This window comes from Pseudomonas sp. 32A (genome assembly GCF_052682255.1).
On the sequence record NZ_JBQYLY010000001.1, the window covers coordinates 402,007 to 419,556 of the forward strand.

At 61.7% G+C, this 17,550-nt stretch carries 13 protein-coding genes; 8 read left to right on the forward strand and 5 right to left on the reverse strand.

The annotated features are described in order from the left end of the window. The first annotated feature begins 86 nt into the window (after positions 1–86). The 7 genes from dnaB (at position 87) to ACUN0G_RS01815 (ending at position 12,494) form a co-directional block, all read left to right on the forward strand. Positions 87–1,481, forward strand: a complete 1,395-nt coding sequence (gene dnaB / locus ACUN0G_RS01785) for a replicative DNA helicase (RefSeq protein WP_003217484.1) — start codon at positions 87–89, stop codon at positions 1,479–1,481. A 99-nt stretch (positions 1,482–1,580) separates the two neighbouring features. Next, the gene (locus ACUN0G_RS01790) at positions 1,581–3,884 is read left to right on the forward strand and encodes a YgiQ family radical SAM protein (RefSeq protein WP_008439091.1); all 2,304 of its coding nucleotides are present in this window, start codon (positions 1,581–1,583) and stop codon (positions 3,882–3,884) included. A gap of 221 nt (positions 3,885–4,105) precedes the next feature. Then, positions 4,106–5,038, forward strand: coding sequence for an NAD synthetase (locus tag ACUN0G_RS01795; RefSeq protein ID WP_445572564.1), 933 nt, complete (start codon positions 4,106–4,108; stop codon positions 5,036–5,038). After that, complete coding sequence (locus tag ACUN0G_RS01800) at positions 5,035–5,484, forward strand: hypothetical protein (RefSeq protein WP_445572565.1); 450 nt, start codon at positions 5,035–5,037, stop codon at positions 5,482–5,484. The genes ACUN0G_RS01795 and ACUN0G_RS01800 overlap by 4 nt, the downstream gene beginning before the upstream one ends. Before the next feature lie 187 nt (positions 5,485–5,671). Beyond that, a complete protein-coding gene (locus ACUN0G_RS01805) occupies positions 5,672–8,965 on the forward strand; it encodes a transglutaminase family protein (RefSeq protein WP_445572566.1) in 3,294 nt (1,097 codons plus the stop codon). A 152-nt stretch (positions 8,966–9,117) separates the two neighbouring features. Then, entirely contained in the window at positions 9,118–11,604 is a 2,487-nt protein-coding gene (locus ACUN0G_RS01810) for a circularly permuted type 2 ATP-grasp protein (RefSeq protein ID WP_421551955.1), read from the forward strand. After that, positions 11,604–12,494 (forward strand): transglutaminase family protein, encoded by an 891-nt coding sequence (locus tag ACUN0G_RS01815; protein WP_017478354.1) that lies wholly within the window; start codon positions 11,604–11,606, stop codon positions 12,492–12,494. Before ACUN0G_RS01810 ends, ACUN0G_RS01815 begins: the two co-directional genes overlap by 1 nt. Positions 12,495–12,624: 130 nt before the next feature. Here ACUN0G_RS01815 and ACUN0G_RS01820 read toward each other — a convergent pair whose 3' ends face one another. Beyond that, complete coding sequence (locus tag ACUN0G_RS01820; protein ID WP_017478355.1) at positions 12,625–12,804, reverse strand: hypothetical protein; 180 nt, start codon at positions 12,802–12,804, stop codon at positions 12,625–12,627. 68 nt (positions 12,805–12,872) lie between these two features. Then, a complete protein-coding gene (locus ACUN0G_RS01825; RefSeq protein WP_177069980.1) occupies positions 12,873–13,460 on the reverse strand; it encodes an LOG family protein in 588 nt (195 codons plus the stop codon). A 336-nt stretch (positions 13,461–13,796) separates the two neighbouring features. Between ACUN0G_RS01825 and azu the strand changes: the two genes are divergently transcribed. Then, complete coding sequence (gene azu / locus ACUN0G_RS01830) at positions 13,797–14,243, forward strand: azurin (protein ID WP_445572567.1); 447 nt, start codon at positions 13,797–13,799, stop codon at positions 14,241–14,243. A gap of 111 nt (positions 14,244–14,354) precedes the next feature. Here the strand turns inward: azu and nadE are convergent, their stop codons facing one another. The 3 genes from nadE to ACUN0G_RS01845 all read right to left on the reverse strand — a co-directional run bounded on the left by nadE (position 14,355) and on the right by ACUN0G_RS01845 (position 17,511). Then, positions 14,355–15,182, reverse strand: a complete 828-nt coding sequence (gene nadE, locus ACUN0G_RS01835) for an ammonia-dependent NAD(+) synthetase (protein ID WP_177025915.1) — start codon at positions 15,180–15,182, stop codon at positions 14,355–14,357. Positions 15,183–15,185: 3 nt separating this feature from the next. Continuing rightward, positions 15,186–16,400, reverse strand: a complete 1,215-nt coding sequence (pncB, locus tag ACUN0G_RS01840; RefSeq protein ID WP_076018037.1) for a nicotinate phosphoribosyltransferase — start codon at positions 16,398–16,400, stop codon at positions 15,186–15,188. A 214-nt stretch (positions 16,401–16,614) separates the two neighbouring features. Then, a complete protein-coding gene (locus ACUN0G_RS01845) occupies positions 16,615–17,511 on the reverse strand; it encodes a LysR family transcriptional regulator (RefSeq protein ID WP_218263935.1) in 897 nt (298 codons plus the stop codon). Positions 17,512–17,550: the final 39 nt, after the last annotated feature.

Genomic DNA, 17,550 nt, shown 5'->3' on the forward strand with positions numbered 1-17,550 from the left:
GCAGTTAACATCGGGCACGATCCTGTTCACAGGTCGTGCCTTTTGTTTTTCTGTAGCTCCTGATTCTCCAACTATTCCAAGTGGCCATGAACGATATCTCCGCTCCTGAGCAATATGATCTGCAAACTGCTGCCCTGAAGGTGCCGCCGCATTCCATCGAGGCCGAGCAGGCCGTGCTCGGTGGCTTGATGCTGGACAACAACGCCTGGGAACGCGTGCTGGATCAAGTCTCGGACGGCGATTTCTACCGTCATGACCACCGCCTGATCTTCCGCGCCATTGCCAAGCTGGCCGACCAGAACTCACCGATCGACGTGGTGACCCTGGCCGAGCAATTGGACAAGGAAGGCCAGACGTCCCAAGTGGGCGGACTGGGTTACCTGGGCGAGCTGGCGAAAAACACGCCATCGGTCGCCAACATCAAGGCCTATGCGCAGATCGTCCGTGCGCGGGCCACGTTGCGCCAGCTGATCGGTATCGCCACCGAGATCGCCGACAGTGCCTTCAACCCGGAAGGCCGTACCGCTGAAGAAATCCTCGACGAAGCCGAGCGGCAGATCTTCCAGATCGCCGAAGCCCGTCCGAAAACCGGCGGCCCGGTCAGCGTCAACGACCTGCTGACCAAGGCTATCGACCGTATCGATACCCTGTTCAACACCGACAACGCCATCACCGGCCTGTCCACCGGCTACACCGACCTCGACGGCATGACCAGCGGCCTGCAGCCTGCCGACTTGATCATCGTCGCCGGCCGTCCGTCCATGGGTAAAACCACCTTCGCCATGAACCTGGTGGAAAACGCCGTGTTGCGCAGCGACAAGGCTGTCCTGGTGTACTCCCTGGAGATGCCAGGTGAATCGCTGATCATGCGTATGTTGTCGTCCCTGGGCCGCATCGACCAGACCAAGGTGCGTGCCGGCCGCCTGGAAGACGACGACTGGCCGCGCCTGACCTCGGCGGTCAATCTGCTCAACGACCGCAAGCTGTTTATCGATGACACCGCGGGCATCAGTCCGTCGGAAATGCGCGCGCGTACCCGACGCCTGGTGCGTGAGCATGGCGACATCGCCCTGATCATGATCGACTACCTGCAGCTGATGCAGATCCCGGGCTCCAGCGGTGATAGCCGGACCAACGAGATTTCCGAGATTTCCCGCTCGTTGAAAGCCCTGGCCAAGGAATTCAACTGCCCGGTGGTTGCCCTGTCGCAGCTCAACCGGTCCCTGGAGCAACGCCCGAACAAACGCCCGATCAACTCCGACTTGCGGGAATCCGGCGCGATCGAGCAGGATGCTGACGTGATCATGTTCGTATACCGGGACGAGGTGTATCACCCGGAAACCGAGCATAAAGGCATCGCCGAAATCATCATCGGTAAACAGCGTAACGGGCCAATCGGCACCACGCGCCTGGCCTTTATCGGCAAATACACCCGCTTCGAAAACCTGGCGCCGGGCAGCTACAACTTCGAAGACGAGTAAAAAGCCGTCCCGCCAATTCCGACTGCAAAGGTCGGAATTGGTCAAAATTTGTGCTATATTCCGCGCCCGCGATTTTTCATCTCAACACCGGTCACCGTCATGCAAACAGCCAAGCCGTTATTTGACTATCCCAAGTACTGGGCCGAATGTTTCGGTCCTGCGCCATTCCTGCCGATGAGCAGGGAGGAGATGGATCAGCTTGGCTGGGATTCATGCGACATCATCATCGTCACCGGTGATGCGTACGTGGACCATCCGTCGTTCGGCATGGCAATCATCGGCCGGCTGCTGGAGTCCCAGGGCTTCCGCGTCGGGATCATTGCCCAGCCCAACTGGCAGTCCAAAGACGACTTCATGAAGCTCGGCGAGCCGAACCTGTTCTTCGGCGTCGCGGCCGGCAACATGGACTCGATGATCAACCGCTACACCGCCGACAAGAAAATCCGTTCCGATGACGCCTACACCCCCGGTGGCATGGCCGGCAAACGTCCGGACCGCGCGAGCCTGGTCTACAGCCAGCGCTGCAAGGAAGCCTACAAGCACGTGCCGATCGTGCTCGGCGGCATCGAAGCGTCCCTGCGCCGCATCGCCCACTACGACTACTGGCAGGACCGTGTACGCAACTCGATCCTGATCGACGCCTGCGCCGATATCCTGCTGTACGGCAACGCCGAGCGGGCCATTGTCGAAGTTGCCCAGCGCCTGTCGTGGGGCCACAAGATCGAAGACATCACCGACGTGCGCGGCACTGCGTTCATTCGCCGTGACACGCCTGAAGGCTGGTACGAGGTGGACTCCACTCGTATCGACCGTCCGGGCAAGATCGACAAGATCATCAACCCGTACGTGAACACCCAGGACACCCAGGCCTGCGCCATCGAGCAGGAAAAGGGCCCGGTTGAAGACCCGGAAGAGGCCAAGGTCGTACAGATCCTGGCCAGCCCGCGCATGACCCGTGACAAGACGGTCATTCGTCTGCCGTCCGTGGAAAAAGTCCGTGGCGACTCGGTGCTGTATGCCCACGCCAACCGCGTGCTCCACCTGGAAACCAACCCGGGCAACGCCCGCGCCCTGGTACAGAAGCACGGCGAAGTGGACGTGTGGTTCAATCCGCCGCCCATTCCCATGACCACCGAAGAAATGGACTACGTGTTCGGCATGCCTTACGCCCGTGTTCCACACCCGGCGTACGGCAAGGAAAAGATCCCGGCCTACGACATGATCCGCTTCTCGGTGAACATCATGCGTGGCTGCTTCGGCGGCTGCACCTTCTGCTCGATCACCGAGCACGAAGGCCGGATCATCCAGAACCGTTCCGAAGAGTCGATCATTCGCGAAATCGAAGAGATCCGCGACAAGGTTCCAGGCTTCACCGGCGTCATCTCCGACCTCGGCGGCCCGACCGCGAACATGTACCGCATCGCCTGCAAGAGCCCGGAAATCGAATCCGCGTGCCGCAAGCCGTCCTGCGTGTTCCCGGGCATCTGCCCGAACCTGAACACTGACCACTCGTCGTTGATCCAGCTGTACCGCAGCGCCCGTGCGTTGCCGGGTGTGAAGAAGATCCTGATCGCTTCCGGCCTGCGCTACGACCTCGCGGTCGAGTCGCCGGAATACGTGAAAGAGCTGGTGACCCACCACGTTGGTGGCTACCTGAAGATCGCCCCGGAACACACCGAGGAAGGTCCGCTCAACCAGATGATGAAACCGGGCATCGGCAGCTATGACAAGTTCAAGCGCATGTTCGAGAAGTACACCAAGGAAGCGGGCAAGGAGCAGTACCTGATTCCTTACTTCATCGCCGCCCACCCGGGCACCACCGATGAAGACATGATGAACCTGGCTCTGTGGCTCAAGGGCAATGGCTTCCGCGCCGACCAGGTGCAGGCGTTCTACCCGTCGCCAATGGCCACCGCCACGGCGATGTACCACTCGGGCAAGAACCCGCTGCGCAAGGTCACCTACAAGAGCGACGCGGTGACCATCGTCAAGAGCGAAGAACAGCGCCGTCTGCACAAGGCCTTCCTGCGCTACCACGACCCCAAAGGCTGGCCGATGCTGCGTGAAGCCTTGACCCGAATGGGCCGTGCCGACCTGATCGGGCCGGGCAAGGAGCAACTGATCCCGTTGCATCAGCCGTCCACCGACAGCTACCAGAGCGCTCGTCGCAAGAACTCGACGCCGGCTGGCAGCCACAAGGTTGCGAAGGAAACCACCACCAGGATCCTCACCCAGCATACCGGCTTGCCGCCCCGTGGCAGTGACGGCAGCAACCCGTGGGACAAGCGTGAGCAAGCCAAGGCCGCGGCCATGGCGCGCAACAAGCAGGCCGCCAAGGAGCGCACCGACGCCGCCAAGGGCAAAGGCAAGAAGCCAGCCCGCAAGCCGGTCGTGCCGCGTTGATCGCAGCCTGAAACGCAAAACGCCAGCCTCGTGCTGGCGTTTTGCTTTCTAGCGGGTGGGTAGCCTGTTTGCTAAGGTGGCGCCCATTCGAGCGCCATCGCAGGCAAGCCAGCTCCCACACTTGACCGGGTTTCAGCATGAGAATGCGGTCGAATGTGGGAGCGGGCTTGCTCGCGAAAGCGCCAGTTCAGACACCACCCATTTCAAGGAAGAACACCCCCATGAGCAGCCCCCTGCTTGGCATCGGCATGGACTCCAACCGCTCCCAGTTCATGGCCCGCCAGCGCATCGAAAGCCAGATCAACCTGCCACGCCTGTTTGCTGCCATCGACGCCGACCCCGGCATTGTGGGGGCGGGCGTGGTGTATATCGATGCTGACTTCAATGTCGTCACCCTGCGCGAATTCAAACCGATTTGCAGCATCAGGCCCAAGCGCATCATTTTGCGTGAGGCGCAAAAATACATAGCCCCCGCACAGTTTGTGGAGCAGGTGAAGACCAACCCTCGGGAAGGGCGCCTCATGAGCGAGACGTTCGATATGGGGTTGTCATGCTCCGCTGCAGTGATCGGCTGGATCGTTGTCTTCAGCGGCAGTGTTGCCGTACCGTTTACGGCGGGTGCCAGTGCCTTTGTGGTCGGCATTGGTGTTACGGCGGCGCTGGCCAGCAGCGCGCAATGTGGGTTTGGCGTAGCGCGTACCTACAACGAAATCCTTGACCCCGATGCCAATGACCGTATGGATGACGCCGAATGGTACGGCGCTGTTTCCCCAGTCCTTGATGCCGCTTCTTTGGTGGGTATCGGCACCGGCGCTCTGACGACGGTGAGATTGCTCAAGGCCAACAAGGCCGCCGCGTTGGGCAAGAGTTGGTACGAACTGCTCAAGGGCTTGAGCCGCCAGGAACGCAAGAAGTTGACCAAGGAACTGCTAAGCCTGAGGGATCCCAGCCTGACGCCCAAGTTGCTCAAGTTGCAGCAGCGCACAGGTAAGCTGACGAAGAGTTTCAGCTCCACCGAAATTCGCCACGCAACCCTGACCCAAATGAAAGATGCGCTGGGTGGCATATTAGGCCTCACCGGCAGTTACCGTACCGGTAATGTTGGCGCCGCCAGCACCCTTGCAATTGGCTTGTACGAGGACCTGACGGAATGAACGGTTTTCCCGACATGAGCAGTTTTCTCGCACGCTATTTCCCGGTGTTCATGGGCACGATCTTCATGGCGATCTTTTCCGGGGCGTCTGCTGTATCCCTGGCGGGCGTGACTTATTTACGTGGCGTTGATCCGGGGCTCAAATCCAGCTACTCCGGGATTGCCATTCTGGTGTTGGTCACGGTGATAGTGTTTGGCAACGTAATGATCGCGCGCGGACGCTCGTGGGCCACCGGCTTGATGGCGGGTTACCTGGGATGTTGCCTGCTGTTCGTATTGCCGATGATTCAATACACCTCTCACGTGCTGGTCTATGGCTCGGCTGTCCTCTTCCCGTTGTTGGGGTTATTGCTGCTCAACAGTAACCGCCACCGCGAAATGCGCCAGAAACTGCTCGAAGTGCGCCACCTGCGCGAAGCCGTGATCGCCAAGCACAAAGCCCGTTGACTGGGTAGATTCACCACCCACCCTCACACTCCCGCCACAAATATGTGCAACCCTCGCACCACGACGGCAGCCATCGCGCCGTTTTGGTGCTGTACTGCACCGGGTCCCACGATAAAGCGCAATGACTGCTGCTCTGGCATAAGTCTTGCGCGCTTTGTTTTCATGCCCTGGCTCGCAGGAGGCCGCCGTGTCGATTCATGTCGCGTTGCACCACGTTACGCATTACCGCTACGACCGCGCGGTCGAACTCGGCCCACAGATTGTTCGCCTGCGTCCGGCGGCCCATAGCCGCACGCGGATTCTTTCCTACGCGTTGAAGGTGTTGCCGGAACAGCACTTCATCAATTGGCAGCAAGACCCCCAGGGCAATTACCTGGCGCGTCTGGTGTTCCCGGAAAAAACTGACGAGTTGCGCATTGAAGTCGACCTGGTCGCCGAGATGGCGGTGTTCAACCCGTTCGACTTTTTCCTGGAGCCCTACGCCGAAAAAATCCCGTTCAGCTACGCCGCCGATGAGCAGCGCGAGCTGGCGCCGTACCTGGAAACATTGCCGCTGACCCCGCGATTCGCCGCGTATCTGGCGGGTATCGACCGCACGCCGTTGCCGGCGGTGGATTTCCTGGTGGGCCTCAACCAGCGTCTGGCGGCCGACATCGGCTACCTGATCCGCATGGAACCGGGCGTACAGACCCCGGAGTTCACCCTCGAAAACGCCTCCGGTTCCTGCCGGGATTCAGCGTGGTTGCTGGTGCAACTGCTGCGCAATCTCGGGTTGGCGGCGCGGTTTGTGTCCGGTTATCTGATCCAGCTGACCGCCGACGTCAAAGCCCTCGACGGCCCGTCCGGCACCGAAGTGGATTTCACCGACCTGCATGCCTGGTGCGAAGTGTATTTGCCCGGCGCCGGTTGGATCGGTCTAGATGCCACCTCCGGCTTGTTCGCCGGTGAAGGGCATATCCCGTTGGCTTGTAGTCCTGATCCATCCTCAGCAGCGCCCATCAGTGGCCTGGTGGAACCCTGCGAGTGCGAATTTACCCACGAGATGTCCGTGGAGCGCATTTGGGAGGCCCCGCGGGTTACCAAGCCCTACACCGAAGAGCAGTGGCTGGCGATCCAGGCCCTGGGCCGGCAGATCGACGGTGACCTGCTCAAGGACGACGTGCGCCTGACCATGGGCGGCGAACCCACCTTCGTTTCCATTGACGACCCCGACGGTGCGGAATGGAACACCGCCGCTTTGGGCCCGGACAAACGCCGCCTGTCTGCCGAGCTGTTCCAGCGCATGCGCAAGCACTACGCGCCCAAGGGCCTGGTGCATTTTGGCCAGGGCAAGTGGTACCCCGGCGAGCAACTGCCGCGCTGGTCCCTCAACTGCTACTGGCGCCGCGACGGCGTGCCGATCTGGCACAACAGCGCGCTGATCGCCGATGAGCAGCAAAGCTATGGCGCCGACGGCGTGATGGCCGGGCGTTTTCTGGCCAGCGTCGCCGAACGCCTGAAACTGCCTGCGCAGTTTGTATTCCCGGCCTACGAAGACAATTTCTATTACCTGTGGCGCGAAGGCGCCTTGCCGCAAAACGTCAGCGCCGAAGATCCACGCCTGGAGGACAAGCTTGAGCGCGAACGCCTGCGCAAAGTCTTCAGCCAGGGCCTGGATAAAGTCATCGGCCAGGTGCTGCCGCTGGCACGCACGGCGGCCAATGACCGCTGGCAGAGCGGCCGCTGGTACCTGCGGGACAACCATTGCCGCCTGGTGCCGGGTGATTCGCCCCTGGGTTATCGTCTGCCACTGGCCTCGCAGCCGTGGGTGACGGCGGCGGACTATCCGTTCGTGCATCCCACCGATCCCAACCAGGACCTGGCCGACCTGCCGACCCCCTCACAGTTGCAAAGCCACGGGGAGGCGGCCGAGAGCAAAGACCGCATTCCGAAAATCGACGAATCCGCCGACTGGCTGACCCGTACCGCCCTGTGTGCCGAAGCGCGGGAAGGCCGGCTGTACCTGTTCATGCCGCCGCTGGAGCGGGTCGAGGATTATCTGGAGTTGGTGGCGGCCATCGAAGCCACTGCCGAAGAACTGCATTGCCCGGTGCTGCTGGAAGGTTATGAGCCGCCGAGCGACCCGCGCCTGAGCAACTTCCGGGTGACACCGGACCCGGGCGTGATCGAGGTCAACGTGCAGCCGTCCGCCACCTGGGACGAGTTGGTGGAGCGCACCGAGTTTCTCTACGAGGAAGCCCGGCAAACCCGTCTCACCACAGAAAAATTCATGATCGACGGCCGCCACACCGGCACCGGCGGCGGCAACCATTTTGTGCTCGGTGGCGCCACGCCGAAGGATTCGCCGTTCCTGCGGCGTCCCGATCTGCTGCGCAGTTTGATCAGCTACTGGCATAACCACCCGTCGTTGTCCTACCTGTTTTCCGGCTTGTTCATCGGCCCGACTTCCCAGGCGCCACGGGTCGACGAAGCGCGTAACGATGCGTTGTACGAGTTGGAAATCGCCTTCGCGCAGATGCCCGAAGTGGGTGAAGAATGCCCGCCCTGGTTGGTGGACCGCCTGCTGCGCAACCTGCTGATCGACGTCACTGGCAACACCCACCGCGCCGAGTTCTGCATCGACAAGCTCTACTCGCCGGACGGCGCCACCGGCCGCCTGGGCCTGCTGGAATTGCGTGCCTTTGAAATGCCACCCCACGCGCGCATGAGCCTGACCCAGCAACTGCTGTTGCGGGCGCTGGTCGCGCGCTTCTGGCGTGAACCCTATGCGCCGCCGAAGCTGGCGCGCTGGGGCACGGAACTGCACGACCGCTTCCTGCTGCCGCACTTTATCGAGCAGGATTTTGCCGACGTGATCGTCGAGCTGAACGCGGCCGGTTATCCGCTGCGGGCTGAATGGTTTGCCGCGCACCTGGAATTCCGTTTTCCCAAGGTGGGTGACTATGCCGTCAGCGGTATCGAACTGGAACTGCGCCAGGCCCTGGAGCCCTGGCATGTGCTGGGCGAGGAGGGCGCGGTGGGCGGCACGGTGCGTTACGTGGACTCGTCCCTGGAGCGCTTGCAGGTCAAGTTGAGCGGCCTGCCGCCCCAGCGTTACCTGCTGACCTGCAACGGCATCCCGGTGCCGCTGCAACCCACCGGGCGTGTCGGCGAGTTTGTGGCTGGCGTGCGTTATCGCGCGTGGCAGCCGGCCAACTGTTTGCAGCCGACCATCCCGGTGCATGCGCCGCTGGTGTTTGATCTTTTGGACACGTGGATGCAGCGTTCGCTGGGTGGTTGCCAGTACCATGTCGCCCACCCGGGCGGTCGCAATTACGACAGCCTGCCGGTGAATGCCAATGAAGCTGAAAGCCGGCGAATGGCGCGGTTTTTCCGTTTGGGACACAGCCCCGGGAAATTGCCGGTGCCGAGTGTGGTGATCAATGATGAATTGCCGATGACCCTGGATTTGCGGCGCTTTGCAAAAAAGACAGAGGATTGAATGTACATAATCCCGAAAGCGACAAATCTCTAATGTGGGAGCTGGCTTGCCTGCGATAGCATCACCTCGGTACACCAGATACACCGAGGTGCCTGCATCGCGGGCAAGCCCGGCTCCCACATACTGACTTCCCTTGCCCTGCCGAGCGTTCCATGCCCGATTTGCTCGACCGTTACCCGCTGACTGCGGGCACTTATCACGAACTGCTGGACGACAGCGGCGCGGTTCGCGCCCATTGGCAGCGCCTGCTCGATCACCTGCAACGCAGCACCCCGGCGCAACTGGCCCAGCGCCAGGCCTTGCTGACCCGGCAGATCCAGGAAAACGGCGTGACCTACAACGTCTACGCCGACCCCAAGGGCGCCGATCGCCCCTGGGAACTGGACCTGTTGCCCCACGTGCTGGCGGCCGATGAATGGAAGCAACTTGCCGCCGGCATCGCCCAGCGCGCACGCCTGCTGAATGCGGTACTGGCGGACCTCTACGGCCCGCAACGCTTGATCGCCGAAGGGTTGCTGCCGGCAGAACTGGTATTCGGCCACAACAATTTCCTGTGGCCGTGCCAGGGCATCCAACCGCCCGACGGCGCGTTTCTGCACCTGTACGCCGTGGACCTGGCGCGCACGCCGGATGGCCGCTGGTGGGTCACCGCCGACCGTACCCAGGCCCCATCCGGCGCCGGCTACGCCCTGGAAAACCGCACCATCGTGTCCCGCGCCTTCCCGGACCTGTACCGCGACTTGCAGGTGCAGCACCTCACCGGGTTTTTCCGCACCTTGCAGGAAACCCTGGCCCGCCAGGCGCCGAGCGACGACCAGCCACCGCTGATCGTGCTGCTGACCCCGGGCCGTTTCAACGAAAGCTATTTCGAGCATTTGTACCTCGCCCGCCAGCTTGGCTACCCGCTGGTGGAAGGCGGCGATCTGACCGTGCGCGACGCCACGGTGTACCTCAAGACCCTCAGCGGCCTGCGTCGGGTGCACGCGATCATGCGCCGCCTGGACGACGACTTCTGCGACCCGCTGGAGCTGCGCACCGACTCGGCCCTCGGCGTGCCCGGCCTGTTGGACGCTGTGCGCCAAGGCAATGTGCTGGTGGCCAACGCCCTGGGCAGTGGTGTACTGGAGTCCCCCGGCCTGCTGGGCTTTTTGCCGAAGATCAATCAATTCCTGTTTGGCGAAGAACTGATCCTGCCGTCCATCGCCACCTGGTGGTGCGGTGAGGCGCCGGTGCTGGCCGAAGCCTTGGAAAAACTGCCGGAGCTGCTGATCAAGCCAGCGTTCCCTTCGCAAAGTTTCACCCCGGTGTTTGGTCGCGACTTGAACGACGAACAGCGCGAGGCCCTGGCCGAACGCATGCGCGCGCGGCCTTACGCCTACGTCGCCCAGGAACTCGCGCAGTTGTCTCAGGCGCCGGTCTGGCACACCGTCGACGATCACCTGCAACACCGCGCCATCGGCATGCGTGTGTACGCCGTGGCCAGCGCCGACGGTTACCGGGTATTGCCCGGTGGTTTGACCCGCGTGGCAGCGGAAGCCGATGCCGAAGTGGTGTCGATGCAGCGCGGCGGTGCGAGCAAGGACACCTGGGTGCTCGGCGAACGCACCCTAGGCACCGAGCAATGGCGCGCCCAGCGGGCCATCGGTGCCCATGACCTGGTGCGGCGCGATCCGTACCTGCCGTCGCGGGTGGTGGAAAACCTGTTCTGGTTTGGCCGCTATTGCGAGCGCTGTGATGACAGTGCGCGCTGGCTGCGGATCGTCCTCGCCCGCTATGTCGACGGAGACGACCCGCTGGCGCTGCAGGCGGCGGTTGAACTGGGTGAGAACCTGCGACTGTTGCCGGAGGAGGGCGAGTTGCCTGAGCGGCTTCAGGCGGCGCTGCTCGGTGACGACTGGCCGTCGAGCCTGCGGGCCAACTTGCAGCGCTTGCAGTGGGCGGCGTCCCAGGTGCGCGGCAAGTTGTCCCGGGAAAACTGGCAGGCGCTGGTGGAGTTGCAGCGCGAAGCCCTGGAGCTGGAAAGCGAAGAACCGGACTTCGGCGAACTGCTGGATTTCCTCAACCGCCTGGTGATGTCCCTCGCGGCACTGTCGGGCTTTGCCCTTGATGACATGACCCGCGACGAAGGCTGGCGTTTCTTGATGATGGGCCGACGCATCGAGCGCCTGCAATTTCTCAGCAGCAGCCTGGCCGCCTTCCTGCGCGGCGTGGCGGTGTTCGATCAGGCCGGGCTGGAATGGTTGCTGGAGCTGGGCAACAGCAGCATCACCTATCGTTCGCGCTACCTCGCGGTACCGCAATTGATTCCGGTGCTGGACCTGTTGCTGCTGGATGAGCAAAACCCCCACGCGGTGCTGTTCCAGCTGAAACTGGTGAGCCGCACCTTGCGTCGCTTGAATGACGATTTCAGCGTGCCCCGGGAAACCGGGTTGGCGCCGTTGGTGGAGCGCCTGGCGCGCTTTGACCTGGGCTGCCTGGAGAATCCGCTGTTCGGCGAGTCCAGTGTGCGCGCTGCGCTGGACGGCCTGGCCGACCTGTTGCAAGCGGTGGCCGATGAAAGCGGGCAAGTCTCCGACCGTCTGGCCCTGCGCCATTTTGCCCATGTGGACGATGTCAGCCAGCAAACGGTGTCTGTGTGATGAGTGCCCGCTACCAGATTTTCCACGATACCCATTACCACTACGACAGCCCGGTGTCCCTGGCCCAGCAGCTGGCGCACCTGTGGCCGCGGCCTTGCGCCTGGCAGCGCTGCAGCTCGCAGCAACTGGAGATCAGCCCCGAACCGACCTCGCGCCGGGATGAGCTGGACGTGTTTGGTAACCCGATCACCCGGCTCGCGTTCGAGCGGCCCCACGATGAGCTGTTGGTCAACGCCGGGCTGACGGTGGAAGTTCTGGCCCGGCCGGTGCTGGATTTCAGCCTGTCGCCGGCCTGGGACCAGACCCGCAACGGCCTGACCTACAGCAGCCAGCCGCTGTCGGCCGAAGTGATCGAGGCCTGCCGCTATCGGTTCGAATCGCCCTACGTGCATCTGAAGAAAAGCTTCGTCGAGTTCTCCGAAGACTGTTTCCCGGCAGGTCGCCCTTTGCTGCTGGGTGTGCAGGCGCTGATGGAAAAGATTTTCAGCGAGTTCACCTTCGATGCCGAAGCCACCCAGGTTGCCACGCCGCTGGTGGAAGTGCTGGAGCGCCGGCGCGGCGTGTGCCAGGACTTCGCCCACCTGATGCTCGCGTGCCTGCGCTCCCGGGGCCTGGCGGCGCGGTATATCAGCGGTTACCTGCTGACCCAGCCACCGCCCGGCCAGCCACGGTTGATCGGCGCGGATGCGTCCCACGCGTGGGTGTCGGTGTTTTGCCCGGTGTCGGGCTGGGTGGATTTTGACCCGACCAACAATGTGCAGCCGGCACTGGAACACATCACCCTGGCCTGGGGCCGGGATTTTTCCGATGTTTCGCCGTTGCGGGGGGTGATTCTGGGGGGAGGGAGCCATGACCCGGAAGTGCGGGTGACGGTGATGCCGCTGGAGTAATGCACAAGATCGTTCCCGCGCTCCGCGTGGGAATGCCTGTTGTGACGCTCTGCGTCACCCTGCACATATCTCAAATCGGGACGCGGAGCGCCCCAGGATGCATTCCCACGCAGAGCGTGGGAACGATCACCTATTCAGCGTCTTTCGGTGCTTCGGTGTCGTCTGTAGCCACTGTACCTTCAGCATCCGGGTTCAGTGCACCGGCTTCTTCGTCGGCTGCAATTTTCTTGCGCTGCAGCTTTTCCTCTTTCTTCTGCTCTTTGGCCAAGTCTCTCTGACGTTTGGCGAAGGAGTAATTAGGTTTTGCCATGGGCGATCCTCTGGGGTCGAAGGTGAGGTTGAGCGGCGCGTATTCTGCCTTTAATCGCGTCCCAAGGGTTAATCGGGTTTTTGGTCCACCCATTTGGGCAGGACCAGCGGTTGCCAGGCATCCAGTACGTCAAGCAGCTCAGCCGGCGATTCGCTCATTTGCAGCATGGCACGATGCGGTGCACGGACGAAACCTTCGCCGACGATATGATCAAGAAAATCGGTCAGCTTGCGGTAAAAACCATTCACTTCGAGCAAACCCAGCGGTTTTCCGTGGTAACCGAGCTGGCCCCAGGTCCAGACCTCGAACAGTTCTTCCAGGGTGCCCAGGCCGCCCGGCAGTGCAATAAAGGCGTCGCTCAGCTCGGCCATGCGGGCCTTGCGGGCGTGCATGCCGTCGACCACTTCGAGGCGGGTCAGGCCTTTGTGGCCGATTTCCAGGACTTTCAGGCTTTCGGGAATGATCCCGATCACTTCACCGCCGGCTTCCAGGGCGGCATCGGCGACGATGCCCATCAGGCCCACGGCGCCGCCGCCGTACACCAGGGTCAGCTTGCGCTGGGCCAGCGCGCGCCCGAGGGCCACGGCTGCTTCACGGTAGGCCGGGTTGGTGCCGCTGCTGGCACCGCAAAACACACAGACAGACTTCAAAGACATACCTGACTCCACTCAGTTGTGGCTAAAGAGTAAAGGCTGGCGTGCGTCTCTCAAAGGATTAAACCTCGCGTCGAGGCGTTTCGCAGGTGCCGCTGGCGCCACAGGCATAGGCGGCAAGCAGGCTGCGGAACAGGCTATTGAGGTGCATGGCTCGGACTCCGGAAGGGTGATGAGCCGATCATAGGCCGGTACCAGCGCGTTGGCCGGTAGATTGTGTCGATGAGTCTGATAGCCTAAAGTTGTATACAATCTGTTGATACAGATCATATGAAGTCCTGCCTGACTCAGGCACCCTTGTCGCAATATGCGTTTTTAAACCCTGCCCTGGAGATTCACATGTTTGCCAAACTCGTTGCTGTTTCCCTGCTGACTCTGGCTAGCGGCCAGTTGCTTGCTGCAGAGTGCAAGGTCACTGTCGACTCCACTGACCAGATGTCCTTCAACACCAAGGCCATCGAAATCGACAAGAGCTGCAAGACGTTCACCGTTGAGTTGACCCACTCCGGCAGCTTGCCGAAAAACGTCATGGGCCATAACTGGGTGCTGAGCTCCGCCGCCGACATGCCTGGCATCGCCAGCGACGGCATGGCCGCCGGTATCGACAAGAACTACCTGAAAGACGGCGACACCCGCATCGTCGCCCACACCAAGATCATCGGTGCTGGCGAGAAATACTCCGTGACCTTCGATGTGTCGAAGCTGGCGGCAGGCACTGACTATGCGTTCTTTTGCTCGTTCCCAGGCCACATCTCGATGATGAAAGGCACTGTGACCCTGAAGTAAACACTCTTGTAGGAGCGAGCTTGCTCGCGAAAACCTCAAAGGCACCGCGCTCATCCAGGATGGGCGCGTTTTCGTTGACGATCTTCGCGAGCAAGCTCGCTCTTACAGTGCTCAGGGTGCAAACGGCATCACCCGCTTGTGCTCGGTCTTGCGATAGGTGTCGCAGATGATCTTGAAGGCTTCCTCGCGCACCGGCTCGCCGTGCAGGAACGCATCGATCTCGGCATAGGTCACGCCATGGGACGCTTCGTCCGGCTTGCCCGGCGAGAGGTCTTCCAGGTCGGCCGTCGGGATTTTCTCCACCAACGATTCCGGTGCACCAAAGTGCCGGGCAATCGCGCGCACCTGGTTCTTCACCAGCCCGCTCAGCGGCGCCAGGTCGCAGGCGCCATCACCGAACTTGGTGAAAAAGCCCATCACCGCTTCCGCCGCATGGTCGGTACCAATCACCAAACCACTGGCCGCGCCGGCGATGGTGTACTGCGCCACCATGCGCATGCGCGCCTTGGTGTTGCCCAGCACGAAGTCCCGGGAGACCGCAGCCTTGCCTTCAAACGCTGCCACTTCATTGGCCAGGGATTTCACCGCCGGGCCGATGTTTACCGTATGACGCTCGTCGGGTTCGATAAAGTCCACGGACGCCTGGGCGTCGTGTTCGTCGAACTGGGTTTCGTAGGGCAGGCGCACCGCGATAAAGCGGTAGGCGTCGTCACCCTTGGCGGCCCGCAACTCTTGCATCGCACGTTGGGCCAGCAGGCCGGCGGTCAGGGAATCGACGCCGCCGCTGATGCCCAGCACCAACGTCTTGAGGCCTGAATTGAGCAGGCAGTCCTGGATAAAGGTAACGCGCCGGGCGACCTCCGCCTCAAGGGCGGCCTGGTCCTTGAACGGTGGTTGGACCTTGAGCTGTTCAGCAATCTCGCGCTGTACGGCTTGCATGATTCACTCCTTGCTGGGTAGGGCAGGTACTTTGAAAACGTGGCGCAAATAAGCGACGAAGTTCGGATCGGTGCAGTGGGTCTTGCCCGCTTCATCAGAGATCTTTGCGACGGGCTGGCCATTACAGGCGGTCATTTTAAGCACGATGCTCATCGGTTCCACACCTGGAATATCACAGGTCAGGTTGGTGCCGATGCCGAAGCTCACATTGATCCGACCACGCAGCGCGCGGAAAATCTCCAGCGCCTTGGGCAGCGACAGGCTGTCGGAGAACACCAGGGTCTTGCTCATCGGCTCGATCCCCAGTTTGTGATAGTGGGCGATTGCCTTTTCGGCCCATTGCACCGGGTCACCGGAGTCGTGGCGCAGGCCGTCGAAGAGCTTGGCGAAGTACAGGTCGAAATCGCCGAGGAACGCATCGGTGGTGATGCAATCGGTCAGGGCGATACCCAACAGTCCACGGTACTCGCGTACCCAGCAATCGAGGGCGGCGATCTGGCTGTCGATCAGCCGCGGGCCGAGTTGCTGGTGGGCCATGATCCATTCGTGGGCCATGGTGCCCAGCGGCTTCATATCAAACTCACGGGCCAGGTGCACGTTGCTGGTGCCGACAAAACGCCCGGGGAAGTCGTGCTTGAGCACGCTCACCACTTCTTCCTGCACGCGGTAGGAGAAGCGTCGGCGCGTGCCGAAATCCGCCACCTGCAATTCGGAAAGTTCTTCGACGCTGGCATTCGCCGTCAGCCAGTCGAACTTGCGATACAGCTGCTCGCGGGCCTGTTCGAGGATCACGGTCTGGTAGCGATAGCGGTTACGCACTTCGCTGACGATGGCCAGCATCGGCACTTCAAACAGAATCACATGCAGCCAGGGCCCGCGCAGGCGGATAAACAGCTCGCCGTTTTCGATGCCGGTCTGGACGTAGCGCAGGTTGAAGCGAAACAGCCCGAGGAAGCGCAGAAAGTCCGGTTTCATGAAGCTGATGCGTTCCAGGAAGCCCAGTTGGTCGGGGCTCAGGCTCAGCTCGGCGAGGCGCTCGATCTGGTAGCGGATCTCCGCCAGGTACGGGCGCAGGTCTTCACTGTTACGGCAACGAAACTCCCATTCAACTTCCACGTTCGGGTAGTTGTGCAGCACCGCCTGCATCATGGTCAGCTTGTAGAAGTCGGTGTCGAGCAGGTTCTGCACGATGCGATCGGCAAACACACTCTCGCTCATAACGGGAATCTCCAGACGGGTCGGCGATGGGCGCCGACCTTTACGCACAATTAAGGAATGGCGCTAGTGGCGCATAGACCTGTGCTGTTTTGCCAGTGATTTTTTTGAGGATGGCTACCGGCGCCATCGCAGGCAAGCCAGCTCCCACAGGTGAATGCATTCCAAAATGTGGGAGCTGGCTTGCCTGCGATAGCGGTATTGCAGGCAAAAAAGGTCAATCAGACTCAACCTGCTCCATCATCCACTTCACAAAATCCCGCACCTTGGGCACTTCCGCCGAGTGCTCGGGGTAGGCCAGGTAATAGGCATCCTGGCTCGGCATCGCATGCTGCCAAGGGATCACCAGCTTGCCTTCGGCCAACTCTTCTTCCACCAGAAACCTGGGCAATAGCGCCACGCCGCAGCCGACTTGTGCGGCGCGGATGCACATATAAAAGGTTTCGAAGCGCGGCCCGTGATAGCTGTGTTCGGTGTGATGGCCCTGTGCAGCGAACCAGTCGTGCCAGCCCTGGGGGCGCGAGGCGTTTTGCAGCAGCACCAGTTCGCTGAGTTGCGTGGGGTCGGTAAATGGTTGCGCCGGCAGGCTGTCGGGCGAGCACACGGGCACCAGTTCTTCGCTGAACAGCTTGAGGCTCTCGGTGCCGGGCCGTGAGCCCTGGCCGAAGTAGAAGGCCAGGTCGGCCTTGCCTTGCAGCAGCTCGTCGGGCTCCTGTTCGTTGCACAGGTCCAGGTGAATCTGCGGATGCCGCAGTCGCCAGCCCTTGAGGCGCGGCACCAGCCAGCGCGCGCCGAAGGTGTAGGGCGTGGACACCCGCAGCACTTCAGTCTCGCCGCCGTAGGAGCGCAGGTAATGGGTGGACATCTCCACCTGGGTGAGGATTTTTCGGACTTCCACCAGGTACAGATCGCCCGCCGGGGTCATCTGCAAGCGGCGGCGCACCCGGCGAAACAGCAGGTGCTGCAGCAGTTCTTCCAGCTGCGCGACCTGTTTGCTGACGGCGCTCTGGGTGAGGTTCAGCTCCTCGGCGGCGCGGGTAAAACTCAGGTGGCGGGTAACCGCTTCGAAACACTGCAAGGCGGTGATCGAGGGCAAATGTCTTTTATTCAGCACGGCACGCCTCTTTTTGTTCTTAGCATGAATAAACGGAAT

Excerpts from the sequence above, each read along its gene's own strand:
- ACUN0G_RS01790 (WP_008439091.1), top strand. The coding sequence starts at position 1,581 with ATGCAAACAGCCAAGCCGTTATTTGACTATCCCAAGTACTGGGCCGAA.
- ACUN0G_RS01820 (WP_017478355.1), bottom strand. The coding sequence starts at position 12,804 with ATGGCAAAACCTAATTACTCCTTCGCCAAACGTCAGAGAGACTTGGCC.
- ACUN0G_RS01800 (WP_445572565.1), top strand. The coding sequence starts at position 5,035 with ATGAACGGTTTTCCCGACATGAGCAGTTTTCTCGCACGCTATTTCCCG.
- azu (WP_445572567.1), top strand. The coding sequence starts at position 13,797 with ATGTTTGCCAAACTCGTTGCTGTTTCCCTGCTGACTCTGGCTAGCGGC.
- ACUN0G_RS01810 (WP_421551955.1), top strand. The coding sequence starts at position 9,118 with ATGCCCGATTTGCTCGACCGTTACCCGCTGACTGCGGGCACTTATCAC.
- pncB (WP_076018037.1), bottom strand. The coding sequence starts at position 16,400 with ATGAGCGAGAGTGTGTTTGCCGATCGCATCGTGCAGAACCTGCTCGAC.
- nadE (WP_177025915.1), bottom strand. The coding sequence starts at position 15,182 with ATGCAAGCCGTACAGCGCGAGATTGCTGAACAGCTCAAGGTCCAACCA.
- dnaB (WP_003217484.1), top strand. The coding sequence starts at position 87 with ATGAACGATATCTCCGCTCCTGAGCAATATGATCTGCAAACTGCTGCC.
- ACUN0G_RS01795 (WP_445572564.1), top strand. The coding sequence starts at position 4,106 with ATGAGCAGCCCCCTGCTTGGCATCGGCATGGACTCCAACCGCTCCCAG.
- ACUN0G_RS01815 (WP_017478354.1), top strand. The coding sequence starts at position 11,604 with ATGAGTGCCCGCTACCAGATTTTCCACGATACCCATTACCACTACGAC.
- ACUN0G_RS01825 (WP_177069980.1), bottom strand. The coding sequence starts at position 13,460 with ATGTCTTTGAAGTCTGTCTGTGTGTTTTGCGGTGCCAGCAGCGGCACC.